Consider the following 18,836-nt stretch of genomic DNA (forward strand, 5'->3'; position numbering starts at 1 on the left):
ATGTTTAAATTCCAAGTCTTGCTCGAATTTATGCACGAGCTTCGGACCTTTTGCTTGTTAATAACGATCCTGCAAGTAGGAATGTTGGTATTGCAGACATTCCAATTACTAGAAGCCAATCTCTTGGTTCGATCGCATATGTCTTGAAAACTGGTTGTAGTGGCGGATAATAAATGACAATTAACATTAAAAGAATAGATGAGATAACCGCCCATACTAAATACATATTTTGGAATGGGTTTCGATGAAAAATAGAACGCTCGCTTCGACAATCAAATACATGGATTAACTGAGCCAGGACAAGTGTTGCAAACGCGATTGTTTGTGCATAACCCAGATTATTAGGGTCTCGATGATACACTACCATAAAGGCAGCTAGTGTAGCAATACCGATTAAGAAACCGCGACTTATGATTTTCCAACCTAGGCCTCTTGCAAATACTCCTTCTTTTGGATGTCGGGGACCATGTTTCATTAAATTACCCTCTGGTTGGTCAAGTCCAAGAGCCATCGCTGGTAATCCATCTGTCACAAGGTTGACCCAAAGAATTTGAATTGGTACGAGTGGCAATGGAAGAGCCATTAGCATCGCAAACAACATTACTAGAATTTCCCCAACATTTGAAGCTAATAAATATCGGATAAACTTTCTAATATTTTCATAGATATTTCTACCTTCCTTAATCGCTGCACGAATGGTTGCGAAGTTATCATCAAGCAATACTAGTGATGAAGCTTCTTTCGCAACATCTGTTCCGGTAATCCCCATCGCAATTCCGATATCAGAAGCTTTAATTGCAGGAGCATCGTTTACCCCGTCACCCGTCATTGCAACAATATGACCTCTGCTTTGAAGCGCTTTAACAATTTTTAGTTTATGTTCAGGAGATACCCTTGCATATACGTAGACATCATCAACAATGTTCTCTAGCTCTTCAACATCCATTTTTGAAAGAGCATTTCCATCTAGCACTTGACCACCTGCTGGTAGAATTCCAAGCTGAGTAGCAATTGCTTTAGCTGTAATGAGATGGTCACCTGTGATCATGATTGTCTTTATACCTGCATCCTTACACTCTTTAACAGCTGCTCTTACTTCTGGACGTGGAGGGTCAATCATCCCTTGAATTCCAATAAAGGTTAAATCCCTTTCTGCCTCGCGTTCAGATACTATTTGTTGATTTGGACGTAGTGGTTTAAAACCAACCGCAATTGTACGAAGTGCATTTGAAGCTAGTCCTTCAATCGCATCTTTAATCTTATTCTCGTAATCTCGTGATAATATTTGTTGTTTATGGTCCCAAAGGACCGATTTACTTACACCAAGTAAGACATCTGGTGCACCTTTTGTCACCACAAATTGATTTCCTGAACGATCCTTAACAATGACACTCATCATTTTTCTTGCAGAATCAAATGGGAATTCTTCAACGATATCAAATTGGTTTGCTAAAAATTCATTCGAGAACCCAGCCTTAATACCCGCTACAAGAAGAGCTCCTTCAGTCGGATCACCATCAACAATAATGTCATCACCCGTTCGTTTTAATGAAGCGTTGTTACATAAAACTCCAAAAGTTAATAATTGTTGTAGAGTTTTATGATCGGAAGGTTTGGTTTCGGTTTCTCCTGCAAAAAATTTTCCATTTATATCATAGCCTGTACCTGAAACGGTCCACGTTTTGCCGCCAGACCATAAATGTGTAACCGTCATTTTATTTTGTGTCATTGTTCCTGTCTTATCGGAGCAAATGACGGATGCACAGCCTAATGTTTCAACAGCTGGTAAACGACGGACAATTGCATTTTTCTTAATCATCCGTTGAACACCTAATGAAAGGGCAACCGTAACAATTGCAGGAAGTCCTTCAGGTATAGCAGCAACAGCCAATGAAACTCCCGCTAAGAACATTTCATAAACTTCATGTCCATTTATCACACCTACAATGACGACTAAAAGAGTTAAAAATAATGCAACTGTTATTAAGATTTTCCCTAACTGCTCTAATCTTCTTTGCAATGGCGTGATCATCCCTTGTGCTGTTTGAAGAAGCTCAGCAATTTGACCCATTGCGGTATTCATACCTGTACCCACTACAATTCCGACACCACTACCACGCGTTACCATTGTACCCATAAACGCCATATTTTCTTGGTCCCCGAGTGAAACGTCATCATCATCACGAATAGGTTCAACGTGTTTTGTAACTGGAACAGATTCCCCTGTTAATGCAGATTCTTCAATTTCTAAGCTTTTCACATTCACTAATCGGATATCTGCACCAATCCGGTCGCCACTAGTGAATTTGATAATATCCCCTACCACAAGTTCTTTAGAAAGAATTCGTACCCATTCATGATTTCGGAATACATTCACTTGAGGTGCTGAAAGCTCCTTTAAGGCTTCAAGCGATTTTTCTGCTTTTCGTTCCTGAAAAAAACCTAAAAACCCGTTGATTAAGACAATCGCCATTATAGCAATAGCATCGATGTATTCCCCTAACAACCCGGAAACAAGGGTTGCAGCAAGTAATACAAGAACCATGAAATCCTTAAACTGAGCTAAAAAAAGCAAAAGTGCTGAAGGGCGTTCTGCTTCCTTCAATTCATTATATCCAAATTGCTTTTGTCGCTGTTTCACTTCTTGGTCGGAAAGACCGCTGGAAAGGCTTGTATTAACTTTTTTTTCGACTTCTTCTGACCTAAGCTCATACCACTTCATCCGTCTTTTACACACCCCTCACAATAAATCAAATGCGCCTTGGCGTATTTGCCGCCCGATTTTTTTCGGCCCACACGATGTGGGTCACAAAGACGTTGCCACAGGAAGTGGCGTTCCTAGTCTTTGGTCTTACGATTGAAAAATTTCCTTTGAAAAATCGTGGCATCCGCCGGAGGCTTGAACAAAATCATTAGAAGTGGAAAACTTCTGATGAATAATGTTCTATCTATGAAAGCTTATTCAGTCTCGTCCCAAAAAATGCTATACTTTTTCTAAGTTACCGTTTTGTTGGTACAATTGTTAATGAGATGTAGAAGGTCGGCCTTCTATTGATATAGAAAAGAGGATATTGAGATGACATTCGATGGGATATTCACTAATCAAATCGTGAATGAATTACAACAAACACTAGAAAACGGAAGAATTTCAAAAATCTATCAACCGTATAAAAATGAATTAATTTTTCAGGTTCGTTCAAATGGTAGGAATCAAAAGCTATTGCTTTCAGCTCACCCTAGTTACGCGCGTATTCATGTGACAAATGAATTATACGATAATCCACATGAACCACCGATGTTCTGTATGCTACTGCGTAAACATCTTGAGGGTAGCATCATCGAAAATATTCGTCAGGTAGACATGGACAGAATTATCATCTTTGATATTAAGGGTCGAAATGAACTTGGTGATGTTTCATTTAAACAACTTATCATTGAAATTATGGGTAGACATAGCAATATCATTCTTGTTGATGCCCAAAAACAAACCATTTTAGATAGCATCAAGCATGTTTCACCAGCGGTCAATCGACACCGTACTGTGTTACCTGGGTATACATATGTTGCACCACCAGCACAAGAAAAGACTGATCCTTATACAGTCGACGAAGAGTTATTTTTGTCAAAAATCGATTTTAATGCTGGTAAATTAGATCAGCAAATTGTGAATAAGTTTTCTGGCATTTCTCCGCTATTTGCTAAAGAAGTCGTATTTCGAGCTGGGATCGCCAATCGTAAAACATTGCCTGGACCATTTTTATCGATGATTGCTGCCTTAATGCAACATCAAATTACTCCACAAATCATTACAAAAGGTCAGAAGGACTTTTTCTATATCCTTCCTTTACAGCATATTGGCGGTGAAGCTAAAGAATTCGCTTCAATTAGTGAAATGCTTGATCGTTATTATTTTGGAAAGGCAGAACGAGATAGGGTAAAGCAGCAAGGAAACGATTTGGAACGGTTTATCGCGAATGAAAAATCGAAAAATGAAAAGAAGATTAAAAAGCTTGAAGCAACTTTAGTGGAATCCGAAAAAGCTGAAAAATATAAACTATTTGGTGAGCTATTGACTGCCAATATGTATGCAATTTCTCGGGGCGACAAGGAAGCACGAGTGTTAAATTACTATTCCGAAGAAAATGAGATGGTCACAATCCCTTTAAGTCCGCAAAAAACGCCATCTGAAAATGCTCAAAGCTATTTTTCAAAGTACCAGAAGGCAAAGAATGCTGTTGCGTATGTAATGCATGAAATAGAAAAAGCAAACGAAGAAATTGCTTATTTTGACTCTCTGTTACAACAAATTGAATCTGCTGCACCAAAGGACTTACAGGAAATTCGTGAGGAACTTATGGAGGAAGGCTACCTTAAGAACAAACAACAAAAAGGGCATAAAAAAGTAAAACCGACGAAACCGTCCATTGAGCATTATCAAGCGAGTGATGGGACCGACATCCTCGTTGGTAAAAATAATAAACAAAATGATTATTTAACCAATAAATTAGCAGCTAGAGACGATATTTGGCTTCATACAAAAGACATTCCAGGTTCACATGTCATTATTAGAAGTAAGCAACCAACAAATGAAACGATCCTAGAGGCTGCAACCATTGCAGCGTATTTCAGCAAGGCAAAAAATTCATCCTCCGTACCGGTAGATTACACATTGGTTCGTCATGTCAAAAAACCTAATGGCTCAAAGCCAGGCTATGTAATCTATGACAATCAACAAACTGTATATGTAACTCCAGAAGAGGATGTAATACTAAAACTTAGAAAACCCTAGGAACGAATTCCTAGGGTTCTTTTTAGCCTTTACTTGTATTCCATTCAACCGGGTTTTCTCTCCAGCTTTGAAGACTGTCGATATCATTTTCAGTTACGACATTTTTTTCTAATGCTACTTCGATTAATGTAGGATAATCCGTTAATGTATGTGCGCAAAGTTTTGCTGCTTGTAAACGATCTGCAGCTGCTGGAAGCTGATACGAGAATATAGCCACAATACCTACTACTTCACATCCTGCTTCACGAAGGGCTTCAGCTGCAGTAATCGCACTTCCACCAGTTGAAATAAGGTCTTCAATCACCACTACTTTTTGTCCCTTCATTACCTTGCCTTCAATTTGATTTCCTTTGCCATGTGCTTTTGCTTTACTGCGAACATAGCACATCGGTAAATGTAATAAATCACTTACCCAGGCTGCGTGAGGAATTCCTGCTGTTGCAGTTCCAGCTATTACTTCCACATCTGGATAGTGAGCTTGAATCAATTCGGATAATCCCTTTGCTATTTCTCTACGAACATGTGGGAATGAAAGGGTCATACGATTGTCGCAATAAATAGGAGATTTCAGTCCTGAAGACCACGTGAATGGTTCATTTGGCTGTAAAAATACTGCACCAATCTCTAATAAATGTCCAGCTATTTCTTTACTCATACTTGTACCCCTTCCCATGCTGCTTTCATTTGTTTATATGCTTGTAATGGGTTATTCGCTCTTGTGATCGAACGACCGACAACAATTGCAGAAGCTCCTAATTCTCGTGCCTTTTCAGGTGTAACAACCCGTGCTTGATCACCAACTTCATCAAATGCCTGACGAATTCCTGGTGTGACTGTCATAAATTCGTTTTCTAGATGGTTGTTGATGACTGGAACTTCAAGAGACGAGCAGACAACTCCATCTAATCCACTTCTTTTCGTTAATGTGGCATATTCAACAACTACATCTAGTAGATTACGTTCTATTAATATTTCGTTTCTCATTACGTCTTCAGTTGTACTTGTAAGTTGAGTGACGGCAATGCACTTAGGTCTTGATTGCCCAATGGATGTTCCCGCTTCAAGTCCTTCTCTAGCTGCTTCCATCATCTTCTTTCCACCTGCAGCATGCACATTGACTAGGTCAACACCAAGACCAGCAAGACGCTTCATGCTTGAATATACCGTATTTGGAATATCATGAAGCTTTAAATCAAGAAAAATAGAGTGGCCTTGCTCTTTTAAAAAATGAATCACTGATGGGCCTTCTTGATAAAATAATTCCATTCCAACCTTAACGAAAAGCTGTTCATCTTGAAAGTCTGCTAGAAAATCTTTCGCAACTGATAGACTTGGAAAATCAAGAGCGATTATGAGTGGTCGTTGCATTATTTCCAGCTCCTTCCTTTACTTTCAGATATATGATTAATTCCATATTTATCTAGTAAACTTGGAAGCTCTTCAATGATTGTAGGGCAAACAAATGGATCAACGAAGTTCGCGGTACCTACTGCAACAGCACTTGCACCAGCATAGAAATATTCTAGTACATCTTCAGCTGTTTGAACCCCTCCCATTCCAATAATCGGAATAGACACTGCCTGACTTACTTCATGAATCATTCGAATGGCAACTGGTTTGATTGCTGGACCTGATAATCCACCTGTTTTATTCGCTAAAATCGGATGTCCCGTTTTAAGGTCAATTCGCATTCCAATTAATGTATTAATCATCGTTAAACCATCTGCCCCCGCTTCTTCTATTGCTTTTGCCATCTCAACAATATTTGAAACATTTGGAGATAATTTTACATATACCGGTACACTGGATGCTTCTTTCACATATTTCGTCAACTCTGACGCAACCTCTGGAATCGTACCGAAGGCGATTCCTCCTGTTTTAACATTCGGACACGAAATATTTAATTCAATTACATGAACATTAGGTGCTTTTGAAATTTCTTTTGCTACTTCGACATAGTCTTCAATTTGTGAACCAGCAACATTGGCGATAATTGGTACATCAAACTGTTCAAGCCATGGCAGCTCTTCAGACAATACCTTTTCAAGCCCTGGATTTTGTAATCCGATGGCATTCAACATTCCTGCACTCGTTTCTGCTACTCGTGGAGTTGCATTTCCGAATCGTGGTTCAACGGTTGTTGCTTTGATCATAATCGCACCTAGCTTGCTTAGATCATAAAACTTTGAGTATTCTTTTCCGAATCCAAAACAACCAGATGCTGGCATAATGGGATTTTTTAATGATAAACCTGGTAGTTCAACTTGAAGTCTATTCATAGTACAACCTCTCCCACCTTAAATACTGGACCATCACTGCAAACCTTTTTATAGGAAGACCCGTCAGGATCACTTTGAAGATGACAAACACAAGCAAAACAAGCGCCAATACCGCAGCCCATTCGTTCCTCTAAAGAGATATATGCATTTCGATCTGGATATTTATTTTCAAGTGCCTTAAGCATCGGTGTCGGTCCACAGGAATAAAGAGTATCAAATGTGATTCCATAATTATTTATAACATCTGTCACAAACCCTTTAGTGCCGAAGGACCCATCGACTGTGGCAATATAAGTTTTTCCTAATTTATTAAATTTTTCTTCATAAAAGACTGCAGATTTTGATTGAAATCCAAGGACATGGATGACATTTACACCTTTTGCAGCTAATTGCTTTGATAATTCATAAAGAGGTGGAACACCAATTCCTCCACCGACAAGCAATGCGGTCTCACCTTTTCTGACTTCATCTACCGGAAAACCATGTCCAAGGGGACCTAGAACATCGACTGATTGATCGCTCTTTTTTTCAGAAAGGACTCTTGTGCCGAGTCCTTCCTTTCGGTAAATAAGTGTGCATTCCTGGCTGTGAGGATTAATATTTGCAATGCTAATCGGTCTTCTTAGCAATGGGTCAATTCCATCGCTTACCTTTACATGGACAAATTGCCCTGGTTCGCCCATTTCCTGCACCAAATCTCCCACTAATGTAAGCTCAAAAATATCCTCTGCAATTTGTGTGTGGCTTACAACTTTCATTTGTTCCTTTTTAATCATGAGTGTACCACCTCACGCTTTTGCACGTGAGAACCCATTGATTCACTTGAAAATGTCATTGATTCTAACACTTTCACAATTGCTTTTGCTGTATCTAATGAAGTTAAGCATGCAACTCCATTTTCAACGGTTTCACGGCGAATTCTAAAGCCATCTCTTGCAGGCTGCTTACCTTTCGTTAATGTATTAATGACGAATTGTGCTTTTCCTTGTCGGATGACATCAATTAAATTTGGTTTTTCTGAACCAATTTTATTCACAACCGTAACTGGGATGTTTGCCTTTTGTAAATAGCTAGCAGTACCACTTGTTGCGAGAAGTTGATAACCAATCGTATGGAATCGTTTCGCGATTTCAAGAGCTTCTTCCTTGTCTTTATCTGCAACCGTTAATAACACAGATCCGTATGTTGGAATTGTGATGCCTGATGCTACTAACCCCTTATATAGTGCTTTTTCTAGCGTATAATCTTTACCCATTACTTCCCCTGTCGACTTCATTTCAGGACCGAGGGAAATATCCACATTGCGAAGCTTCGCAAATGAGAAGACTGGAACTTTCACGTACACTCCTTCACTTTCAGGGTGTAATCCAGTTCTGTATCCTAATGAAGGTAAGGAGTTGCCGAGAATAACCTTTGTTGCGATATTTGCCATTGGTACACCGGTAATTTTACTTAAAAATGGAACTGTACGGCTGGATCTTGGATTTACTTCGATTACGAATACTTCTTCGTTATAAACAACAAATTGTATGTTTAATAGACCGATAATATTTAAACCTTTTGCAAGTGCGATTGTATGGTCAATGATTTGTTGTTTTACATGCTCAGATAATGTTTGAGGTGGATATACAGCAATAGAGTCACCAGAGTGGACTCCAGCACGTTCGATATGTTCCATGATTCCTGGAATATACACTGTTTCCCCATCAGAAATTGCATCCACTTCAATTTCTTTACCCGTTAAATAGCGATCAATAAGGACCGGATGCTGCGGATTAATCTTGACCGCATTTTCCATATAGTGAAGGAGCTCTTCTGTTTGATATACAATCTCCATTGCTCTTCCACCTAAAACATAGGATGGTCTTACAAGTACAGGGTAACCGATATTTTCGGCAATCACTACTGCTTCTTCTACTGATGTTGCAGTTTTTCCTTTTGGCTGCGGAATCCCAAGTGAAATAACCGTTTGTTCAAATTTATCTCTGTTTTCTGCACGATCTAGATCTTCCAATGATGTACCTAAAATTTTAACGCCACGTTCAGCTAAAGCACTTGCTAGATTGATAGCCGTTTGACCACCAAACTGGACAACCACTCCTTCAGGTTGTTCAAGGTCAACGATGTGCATGACATCTTCGATTGTGAGTGGCTCAAAATAAAGCTTATCTGAAATACTGAAATCCGTTGATACTGTTTCAGGGTTGTTGTTAATAATGATTGCTTCATAGCCTGTTTGATTAATTGCCCAAACTGAGTGAACTGTTGCATAATCAAACTCCACACCTTGACCAATCCGGATTGGTCCAGAACCAAGAACGATGACACTTTTACGTTCCGTAACAATTGACTCATTTTCATCTGCATACGTTCCGTAATAATAAGGGGTTGCAGATTCAAACTCAGCTGCACATGTATCCACCATTTTATAAACTGGAAGGATTCCAGCATGTTTACGGGTTTCATATATTTCAATTTCCGTCGTATTCCAAAGCTTTGCAATGATGGCATCAGCAAAGCCTTTCTTTTTCGCAAGTTGTAATGTTTCTAGGTCACCAACATTTTGACGTAAAGTGGCTTCAAGCTTAATAATATTTTCAAATTTTTGCAGGAAGAATAAATCAATTTCACACCATTCATGAATTTGTTGGATCGTGATCCCTCGTCTAATGGCCTCTGCAAGATAGAATAGACGTTCATCTCCTGCTTTGCGAATTCTTTTTTCAATTGTAGCTATATCAGCATTTGTTGCATCTTCAAGTTCTACATGGTACACGCCTGCTTCAAGAGAACGCACGGCTTTTAAAATGGATTCTTCAAAATTTCTTCCAATCGCCATTACTTCACCAGTAGCCTTCATTTGTGTCCCTAGTCTTCGATTTGCTGACTCGAACTTATCAAATGGCCAACGTGGAATCTTTGTAACGATATAGTCTAGTGCAGGCTCGAAAGAAGCATATGTTTTTCCTGTAACTGGGTTAATCATTTCATCAAGTGTTAACCCTACTGCAATTTTTGCCGCAAGCTTTGCAATCGGATAACCAGTTGCTTTAGAAGCCAAAGCCGAAGAACGGCTTACACGTGGATTTACCTCGATAATATAGTAATTAAAGCTGTGAGGATCAAGGGCTAACTGCACATTACAGCCCCCTTCAATCCCTAATGCACGAATGATTTTTAAGGATGTATTTCTTAAAAGCTGATACTCACGGTCACTCAATGTTTGACTTGGTGCGACAACAATTGAATCACCAGTATGAATACCAACCGGGTCGATGTTTTCCATATTACAAACAACGATCGCAGTATCAGCCGAGTCCCGCATTACTTCATATTCAATTTCTTTATAGCCTGCAATGCTTTTTTCTAAAAGACATTGGGTTACAGGACTATTTTTTAAACCACTTGATACAATTTCAATCAATTCTTCTTCGTTATTACAAATTCCGCCGCCAGTGCCTCCTAATGTGAAGGCTGGTCTTACAATTACGGGGTAGCCAACTTGTTCAACAAACCCATATGCCTCTTCTAAATTATGGATGATTTCACTATCTGGGACTGGCTCATTAAGCTCATTCATTAAACTACGGAATAAATCACGATCTTCAGCTTGCTCAATTGCTGAAAGAGTCGTTCCTAATATTTCTACCCCACACTCTTCTAGTACCCCTGATTTTGAAAGCTCTACAGCCATATTTAAACCCGTTTGCCCTCCGAGTGTTGGTAGGATTGCATCAGGTCTTTCTTTTCGAATAATTTTACTTACAAATTCTAAAGTTAATGGCTCTATATAAACCTTATCTGCAATTTCAACATCTGTCATAATGGTTGCAGGGTTTGAGTTAACTAAGATAACCTTATAACCTTCTTCCCTGAGTGCTAAGCAGGCTTGTGTTCCTGCATAATCAAATTCTGCTGCTTGCCCAATGATGATTGGGCCTGAACCGATTACTAATATAGAGTTAATGTCTAAACGTTTTGGCATAGCTCTTCGCCTTCTTTCTTGAAGTTTTCAATCATCTGTAAAAAGTCGTTAAATAAGCTATTTGCATCCTCTGGTCCCGGTGAAGCCTCAGGGTGATACTGAACTGTAAAAGCTGGATAATCCAAATGGCGCAGTCCTTCTACAGTTCCATCATTAAGTGCTAGATGTGTTACTTCAAGTCTAGTAGATGCTAATGATTCTTCTTTTACTGTATATCCATGGTTCTGAGAGGTAATGGCAACCTTGCCCGAAGCTAGGTGCTTAACTGGATGGTTAGAGCCTCTATGTCCAAATTTCATTTTTTCAGTGTCCGCTCCACATGCTAACGCGAATAATTGATGTCCTAAACAAATCCCAAAGAGCGGAACCTTTCCTAAAACCTCATTAATCATTGTAATTGCTTCAGGGACATCTTTCGGATCCCCAGGGCCGTTACTTAACATGATTCCATCAGGATTTAAGCGGAGAATTTCTTCTGCTGTCACATTATAAGGAACGACAATTACATCACAATCGCGATTGTTTAATTCTCGTAAAATTCCATGTTTCATTCCGAAATCAACTAATACAACACGCTGTCCTCTACCTGGACTAGGATAAGAGCCTTTTGTAGAAACCTGTTTCACCTGATCAGTAGGTAATGCTCTATCTTTTAATTGGTTGATAACTTCATTTACATTGACTTCCATTCCACAAATGGATCCCTTTAATGTTCCATATTGACGGATGATTCTTGTCAGTTTTCTTGTATCAATTCCTGAAAGACCTGGAATGTTTTTTAATTTAAAATAATCGTCTAGACTAAATTGACTCCTAAAATTTGAAGGGTGGTCACACACTTCATTTACGATAAAACCGTTTATAGCTGGATTGATTGATTCAAAATCATCCCGATTTATGCCGTAGTTTCCAATCAAGGGATACGTTAAGGTTACGATTTGTCCACAATAGGATGGGTCAGATAAAATTTCTTGATACCCTGTCATGCCAGTATTGAAAACAATCTCTCCAAATGTGTCTTCCTCGCTTCCAAATCCCTCTCCAACCAAAATGGTTCCGTCTTCTAAGATTAGTTGTCGTTTCATGCTAGAACACTTCCTTTCTGCCAAACAATGCTGCCATTTACGAATGTCATGACTGGCCAACCTTTACATTCCCAACCTACAAATGGTGTATTCTTACCTTTTGATACGAAGTTATCAGGATTAATTGTTTCTTTTGCATCTAAATCAATGATAGTTAAATCTGCACTTTTCCCAATTTCTAAGCTTCCAAATGGTAGCTTAAATGTGTTTGCTGGTTTGCTAGTTAAAAAGTCTACTAATTGTTTTAAAGTGATTTTATTCGTTTCGACAAAATGAGTGTAAAGAAGTGGGAAAGCTGTCTCTAAGCCAACAATGCCAAATGGTGCTAAGGCCATCCCTTGTGCCTTTTCCTCACTAGAGTGTGGAGCATGATCGGTTGCAATAAAATCGATTGTTCCATCAAGAAGACCTTCAATAAGTGCTTCCAAATCCTCTTTTCCACGCAATGGAGGATTCATTTTATAATTTGTGTCAAGGCCTGGAATATCGTTTTCACATAGCAGTAAGTGATGTGGAGTAACCTCAGCCGTTACATGAATTCCTGCTCGCTTCGCATCTCTAATGACTCGTACAGATTCCTTTGTACTTACGTGACATACATGGTAGTGACAGCCTGCAGCTTCAGCCAATAAGACATCCCTTGCAATATGTACAGATTCGCACACAGAAGGAATTCCATTAATTCCATGCATTTTCGAAAATTCACCTTCATGAACAGCCCCTTTATTAATGAGCGTATTCTCTTCGCAATGAGCAACAATTGGCATATCAATAGCTGCTGCCTGCTTCATTGCTTCAAGCATCATTCCTGCTGATTGAATTCCAACACCGTCATCTGTAAATGCGAATGCTCCAGCTTCTTTTAACCCTTTCATATCTGTTAACTCTTCACCAAGCTCACGAATGGAGATAGACGCGTATGGAAGGACATTAACATAAGCCGTATCCTTAATTCTTTGTTGTAGCCAGTTCATTTGCTCTACTGTATCTGGAACTGGTCTTGTATTTGGCATTGCCGCAATCGTTGTAAACCCACCTTTTGCAGCTGCAAGGCTTCCTGTTTCAATTGTTTCTTTATGTTCCCCACCAGGCTCGCGAAGGTGAACATGGACATCAACGAGTCCAGCTGATACAAACATCCCCTCTACATCAATAACCTCACAATTGGTTTGATCTAGATCCATACCAATTGCTTCAATTAAACCGTCTCTGATTTTGATATCTGCAGCTATTAACTCACCATGTTCATTTAGAATCTTTGCGTTTTTTAGTAATGTGCTCATATTAAAATTCCTCCTTCTACCTGCTGTAAAACTTTTTTAAGTACGGCCATCCTTACAAATACACCATTTTCCATTTGCTTAAAAATTCTCGATTCTTTCGCTTCGACTAATTCACTTGCCATTTCAACACCCCGATTAATTGGTGCTGGATGCATGATGATGCTTCCTTTTTTCAAGTTTTTGCCCCGTTTTAGCGTTAAACCGTATTGTTCATGGTATTCTTCTTTCGTTAGGCCCATGGACGATTGATGACGTTCGTGCTGGATCCGTAAAAGCATTACGACATCGGCTTGTTTAAGGCCTTCGTCAAGGTCCACATATTCACCATATGGATTTGTATGATCCTGCCACTCTAATGGAGCTGAAAAATTAACTTTTGCACCAAGTCTTGTTAATGTTTCCGCATTTGATCTTGCAACCCGGCTATGACGAATATCACCTACTATTAGAACATTTATATCTTTGAATCTAGTAAACTCTTGTTTAATCGTTAATAAATCGAGGAGAGATTGTGTAGGGTGATGACCACATCCATCACCTGCATTAATGATTGGAATGGTGATTCCAGTCTTAAGTTCGTTGAAATATTCATCGTTTGGATGACGAATCACCACTGCATTAGCACCGATTGATTGAAGTGTTTTTACGGTGTCATAAAGACTTTCACCTTTTTGAACACTTGAGGTCATTGCCTCTAAATGTAATACATCTGCACCTAATCGTTTTTCTGCAACTTCAAAACTAAAGCGTGTGCGCGTACTTGGTTCAAAGAAAAGGTTAGCTACAAATGTTTGTTTTTCAAGCTTCCATTTACTCCCTTGGGCAAACAGCTCTGCATCAAAAAGAATACGGTCAATATCTTCAATACTTAATTCGGTCATCGTAAGTAAATGAGTCATTCTCTCTCCTCCTAATTAAGTCCGATTCTATAAAAAAACACCCTTACCTATATCAGGTAAGGGTGTATGAAATCTGGTTTTGGTTAAAAAAGGGTACAGAAATGATACCCCTCCTTCGCAAAACCTTACACCCTTAATAACCTCTCTGGGTTATTTTAAAAGGTGTTGCATTATGCAACAGAGTCATCATCCTCAAGATGAGTCTCATAAATATCTTCGTCTTCCTTCACTTTTCCACCAGGAAGAATGACGTTTAGTAACACACCAATAATTGCAGCCAGTGCCATACCGTGAATTTCAAAACCTAACACTTCAATGAAGGCTCCACCAATTCCAACGACAAGGATGACTGAAGAAATGACTAAATTTCTGTTTTCACTAAGGTCTACCTTGCTATCCACTAACATTCGTAAACCTGAGGAAGCGATGATTCCGAATAACAGGATGGAAATTCCTCCCATAACCGGAGTTGGTATCGAACTGATTAACGCATTGATTGTTCCACTGAATCCGAAGAAAATCGCGACAACCGCTGCACCACCGATTACATAAACACTGAATACACGAGTGATCGCAAGGACGCCAATGTTTTCCCCATAAGTTGTGTTTGGCGGGCCACCAAGAAGTGATGCAATCATTGTTGCGACTCCATCCCCCATAATCGAGCGATGTAACCCCGGCTGTTTTATCAAGTCTTTTTGAATTACTTTACTTAACACCATTTGATGTCCAATATGCTCTGACAAGGTCACAACTGCCACTGGAACGATTAAGGCAATCATGTCCATTGAAAAATGTGGTGTGTATGAAACAAACGGGATAATAAAATCTGGCATCTCAAACAATTTTGCTTGTTTTACGGCTGTAAAATCAACTAATCCAATTGCCAGTGCATATACATATCCACCGATAATTCCGATTAACACTGGAATTAAATTAAAGAAACCTTTAAAGAAGATGGTTGCGATAATCACGATTGCTAATGTAACTAAGGCTACTGAAAAATGCTGTAGGCTATATGCGCCACTTGCATCATTCATTGCCATTCCTACTGCTGTACCCGCTAGGCTTAATCCGATAACGATAATGACCGGACCAACAACCACAGGTGGTAGTATTCGGACAAGCCATTTATGTCCTGTTGCTTTAATGATGAGTGCTACAACCCCATATACTAAACCAGCTAGTAAACTTGCCATCATTGCAGCGCCTGGACCGTCAGCTGCGATTGCTGTTTGAAGTGGGATGATGAAAGCAAAGGAAGATCCTAAGTATGCAGGAACCTGACCCTTTGTAATAAGTAAAAATGCGAGTGTACCTAATCCACTGGAGATTAGCGCAACCCCAGGACTAATTCCTACTAGATACGGTACCAGAATTGTTGCACCGAACATTGCAAATAAATGTTGCAGACTAAGTATTGCGAAGAGACCTGCTGATGGTTTTTCTTTTATGCCTAAAACAACCTTTTGGTTATTATTCATTACCTTATTTCCTCCTCATTTTTAACATACCCAAAACAAAAAAATCTTTGTGTTTTTTACACAAAGAGGTACACAAATCCTTACATGTAGAGAAGGAATGTAACCCCTTTGTTAGCCTCTCTGGACTACAATTAAAGGGTATTTATTTGTCTAGCTTCAGCGCCTAGAAACTCGAGAAACTTAACTCCTCCTTCAGAAGCAAAGAACGCTTCTTTTGTCGGAGTCTCCAGTTTTCTCGTTTCTGAACAAGGCGCTTACGCATTTCATTTTATTTTTTATGAATGGTTACTTGGTCTGTTTGATCAATTTCTTCTAGTTCCACCACTATTTTTTCTGAGTTGGACGTTGGAATGTTTTTTCCAACATAATCAGCTCGAATTGGGAACTCTCGATGACCTCTATCAATTAAAACGGCTAGTTGAATTTGTGCGGGCCGTCCGATATCAATTAGTGCATCTAATGCAGCTCGTACTGTTCTCCCAGTATATAATACATCATCAACGAGGATGACTTTTTTATTGGTGATATCAACTGGTATATCAGACCCTTTGACAATCGGTTCTCGATCTGCTGTCTTTGTTGTTAAATCATCTCGGTATAATGTAATATCAAGTTCACCGATGGCAATCTTTTTACCTTCAATTTGTTCGATACGACTTGCAATACGCTTCGCCAAGTAAATTCCTCTAGTCTTGATTCCAACGATCACACAATCCTCGATTCCTTTATTTTTTTCAATGATTTGGTGAGCTACTCTTGTTAATGCTCTTCTAATTGCCTGATTGTCTAATACTACAGCTTTTTCAGTATCCGCCATTTGTTCCACCTCACTTACATTGATAACTCCCTTTTATAACGAAAAAAGTCCTCTCACCGCTAGTGAGAGGACAAAGAGATTTTTACACAGAGATATAGCTATAAATATCCCAATGTAATTTCCGTTTCCTTCTCAGCCTCACGGGACTGATTTTAAAGGGGCTCATTTAATTAAGTTAATTCTAATGTTCATATCGAATTTTGTCAATCCTTTTATGTGACAAAATTTTAATGACGAAGCTTTTCAAGAAGCTCCTCAAAATAAGCAGGTAGTGGTGCTTCAAATTCAAGATACTCTTTCGTTCTTGGGTGAACAAAGCCTAGTAGTCCTGCATGTAATGCTTGTCCGCCAAGTTCAAGTGTTTTCTTAGGTCCATACTTTGGATCACCTGCTAACGGATATCCAATATATTTCATATGCACACGAATTTGATGGGTCCTTCCTGTTTCAAGCTGACATTCAATAAAGGTAAAATCTTCAAAACGCTCTAGAACATTAAAATGAGTAACAGCTACTTTACTGTTCTCATCTGTAACTGTCATGCTTTGACGGTCCTTTTTATCTCTTCCAATTGGTGCATCAATGGTTCCTTGGTCATGTGGTATGACTCCATGAACAATTGCTTTATATTTACGAGTTACCGTTTTTTCGACTAATTGATTTACTAAAGATTCATGGGCAACATCATTTTTTGCAATCATTAACAGACCTGAAGTATCTTTATCAATCCGATGGACAATCCCCGGACGAAGAACGCCATTGATTCCCGATAAATCCTTGCAGTGCGCCATAAGACCATTTACAAGTGTTCCACTGACATGACCTGGAGCAGGATGGACGACCATCCCCTTCGGTTTATTGACGACAAGAACGTCCGCATCTTCATAATAAATATCTAAATTCATCTCTTCCGGAACCACATCAAGTGGTTCTGGATCTGGGATGACAATTTGAATTTCATCATCAAGATTTACCTTATAATTGGGTTTTGTTTTATTTCCATTAACCGTGATGTTTCCATCCTTAATCCAAGTCTGAACTTGAGTTCTTGACCATTCTGAATTAAAGGCAGAGACAATTTTATCAATTCGGTCATTTTGCTGATGTTCCTCAATCGTTAGTTCGAATTGATTCATTTGATTTCTCCTTTTCTAATTTCCCTTCAAACAATGTTAATATTAGGATTAAACCAACACCTATAACGAGTGCGGAATCGGCAATATTAAATATTGGGAAGTTATATGTAAAAATGTAAGTATCTACAAAGTCGACAACTTCTTTACGAAAGATACGATCGATAAAATTACCAATTGCACCTCCTAGCATCAATGAAAGCGCAATGCCAAATAAACGCTGGTTTGGTTTGAGACGTCGAATGTACAGAACGAGCATAACAACAACGACTATGGTGATAATATAGAAAAACCACATTTGTCCTTGTAAAATCCCCCACGCTGCACCACGGTTACGATGCGAGGTTATGTACAAAAAGTTTGGAATAATTTCAATTGAGTCTCCAAGTTCCATAAAACGGACAATTACCCATTTTGTAACCTGATCTAATAAAATCACAAACAAAGCTATTAAATAATAATACACGTAAACGCCCCCATGTTAACAAACTTTACCTTTCTGCATTTTAGCACATGATTGGACGGCTGTACAATTTTTTGAGGGATAACGCAAGCAGAAGCAGAAGGTGACCCTTCACTTCTGCTACACTAAATATAGATGGTTTTCACGTTGAGGAGATATGACTTTATTTCTGTCATATAAATCAGTGAAGGAAAATTCAAAAATGGTTCGAGCTGTTGGAAGAATCCTTAATTTTTCAATTGGAATTTCAGCACCTGTTTCTTCACAGATTCCAAAGCTTCCGGAATTCATTTTATTTAATGCTCTTTCGACATCATATAGGTCTTCTTTTATATGATTGATGATAATTTTTTCTTTTTCAGATTGCTGATTCTGAAAGAGAAATTCTTGACTTACCTCATATTGTGTTGACTGCCTCAACCTTGATAATAGTTCCTTCTTCGTTAATTCTAACTCCGCTTTAATCTCTGCATACTGACCGTTCATTGGAACGCCTCCTTCATCATGCTTTTGATTAAATGCATAAGAACATTTCTATTTCTATAAGGTAGTAAAGTTAGTGTTACCGATAAAGGTTTGTGTTAAAGCCAACAACTTTTTCCTGTAGGTTAAAAAAATG

Annotated in this window: 15 protein-coding genes; 1 reads left to right on the forward strand and 14 read right to left on the reverse strand. The window is 38.9% G+C overall.

All coding sequences use genetic code 11. The features are described 5' to 3' along the window. Positions 1 to 28 precede the first annotated feature (28 nt). A complete protein-coding gene (locus ABC371_RS18865; RefSeq protein ID WP_412898199.1) occupies positions 29 to 2,722 on the reverse strand; it encodes a calcium-translocating P-type ATPase, PMCA-type in 2,694 nt (897 codons plus the stop codon). 354 nt (positions 2,723 to 3,076) lie between these two features. On the opposite strand from ABC371_RS18865, the gene ABC371_RS18870 reads away from it, so the two are divergent. Next, the gene (locus ABC371_RS18870; protein ID WP_412898200.1) at positions 3,077 to 4,789 is read left to right on the forward strand and encodes an Rqc2 family fibronectin-binding protein; all 1,713 of its coding nucleotides are present in this window, start codon (positions 3,077 to 3,079) and stop codon (positions 4,787 to 4,789) included. 22 nt (positions 4,790 to 4,811) lie between these two features. On the opposite strand, the gene pyrE is transcribed toward ABC371_RS18870, so the two are convergent. The 13 genes from pyrE to ABC371_RS18935 form a co-directional block, all read right to left on the reverse strand. After that, entirely contained in the window at positions 4,812 to 5,444 is a 633-nt protein-coding gene (gene pyrE / locus ABC371_RS18875; protein ID WP_412898201.1) for an orotate phosphoribosyltransferase, read from the reverse strand. Further along, positions 5,441 to 6,157 carry an orotidine-5'-phosphate decarboxylase gene (gene pyrF / locus ABC371_RS18880; protein WP_412898202.1) on the reverse strand — a complete coding sequence of 239 codons (717 nt, stop codon included), beginning with the start codon at positions 6,155 to 6,157 and terminating at the stop codon, positions 5,441 to 5,443. Before pyrF ends, pyrE begins: the two co-directional genes overlap by 4 nt. Further along, positions 6,157 to 7,068, reverse strand: coding sequence for a dihydroorotate dehydrogenase (locus ABC371_RS18885; RefSeq protein WP_412898203.1), 912 nt, complete (start codon positions 7,066 to 7,068; stop codon positions 6,157 to 6,159). The genes pyrF and ABC371_RS18885 overlap by 1 nt, the downstream gene beginning before the upstream one ends. Continuing rightward, positions 7,065 to 7,844 carry a dihydroorotate dehydrogenase electron transfer subunit gene (locus tag ABC371_RS18890; RefSeq protein ID WP_412898204.1) on the reverse strand — a complete coding sequence of 260 codons (780 nt, stop codon included), beginning with the start codon at positions 7,842 to 7,844 and terminating at the stop codon, positions 7,065 to 7,067. The genes ABC371_RS18885 and ABC371_RS18890 overlap by 4 nt, the downstream gene beginning before the upstream one ends. Beyond that, positions 7,841 to 11,053: a carbamoyl-phosphate synthase large subunit gene (carB, locus tag ABC371_RS18895; protein ID WP_412898205.1), complete on the reverse strand. Its 3,213-nt coding sequence runs from the start codon at positions 11,051 to 11,053 to the stop codon at positions 7,841 to 7,843. The genes ABC371_RS18890 and carB overlap by 4 nt, the downstream gene beginning before the upstream one ends. Next, positions 11,038 to 12,138, reverse strand: a complete 1,101-nt coding sequence (locus tag ABC371_RS18900) for a carbamoyl phosphate synthase small subunit (RefSeq protein ID WP_412898206.1) — start codon at positions 12,136 to 12,138, stop codon at positions 11,038 to 11,040. The genes carB and ABC371_RS18900 overlap by 16 nt, the downstream gene beginning before the upstream one ends. Then, a complete protein-coding gene (locus ABC371_RS18905; protein WP_412898207.1) occupies positions 12,135 to 13,421 on the reverse strand; it encodes a dihydroorotase in 1,287 nt (428 codons plus the stop codon). The genes ABC371_RS18900 and ABC371_RS18905 overlap by 4 nt, the downstream gene beginning before the upstream one ends. Then, a complete protein-coding gene (locus ABC371_RS18910; RefSeq protein WP_412898208.1) occupies positions 13,418 to 14,320 on the reverse strand; it encodes an aspartate carbamoyltransferase catalytic subunit in 903 nt (300 codons plus the stop codon). Before ABC371_RS18910 ends, ABC371_RS18905 begins: the two co-directional genes overlap by 4 nt. 170 nt (positions 14,321 to 14,490) lie before the next feature. Then, positions 14,491 to 15,804 carry a solute carrier family 23 protein gene (locus ABC371_RS18915; RefSeq protein ID WP_412898209.1) on the reverse strand — a complete coding sequence of 438 codons (1,314 nt, stop codon included), beginning with the start codon at positions 15,802 to 15,804 and terminating at the stop codon, positions 14,491 to 14,493. A 268-nt stretch (positions 15,805 to 16,072) separates the two neighbouring features. Beyond that, positions 16,073 to 16,621 (reverse strand): bifunctional pyr operon transcriptional regulator/uracil phosphoribosyltransferase PyrR, encoded by a 549-nt coding sequence (pyrR, locus tag ABC371_RS18920; protein ID WP_412898210.1) that lies wholly within the window; start codon positions 16,619 to 16,621, stop codon positions 16,073 to 16,075. A gap of 227 nt (positions 16,622 to 16,848) precedes the next feature. After that, complete coding sequence (locus ABC371_RS18925; RefSeq protein WP_412898211.1) at positions 16,849 to 17,757, reverse strand: RluA family pseudouridine synthase; 909 nt, start codon at positions 17,755 to 17,757, stop codon at positions 16,849 to 16,851. Then, entirely contained in the window at positions 17,732 to 18,220 is a 489-nt protein-coding gene (gene lspA, locus ABC371_RS18930) for a signal peptidase II (RefSeq protein WP_412898212.1), read from the reverse strand. The genes ABC371_RS18925 and lspA overlap by 26 nt, the downstream gene beginning before the upstream one ends. Before the next feature lie 117 nt (positions 18,221 to 18,337). After that, positions 18,338 to 18,703, reverse strand: coding sequence for a TraR/DksA C4-type zinc finger protein (locus ABC371_RS18935; protein WP_412898213.1), 366 nt, complete (start codon positions 18,701 to 18,703; stop codon positions 18,338 to 18,340). Positions 18,704 to 18,836: the final 133 nt, after the last annotated feature.

Source organism: Bacillus jepli, from assembly GCF_047238305.1.
Taxonomy (GTDB): Bacteria; Bacillota; Bacilli; order Bacillales; family Bacillaceae_L; genus Ferdinandcohnia.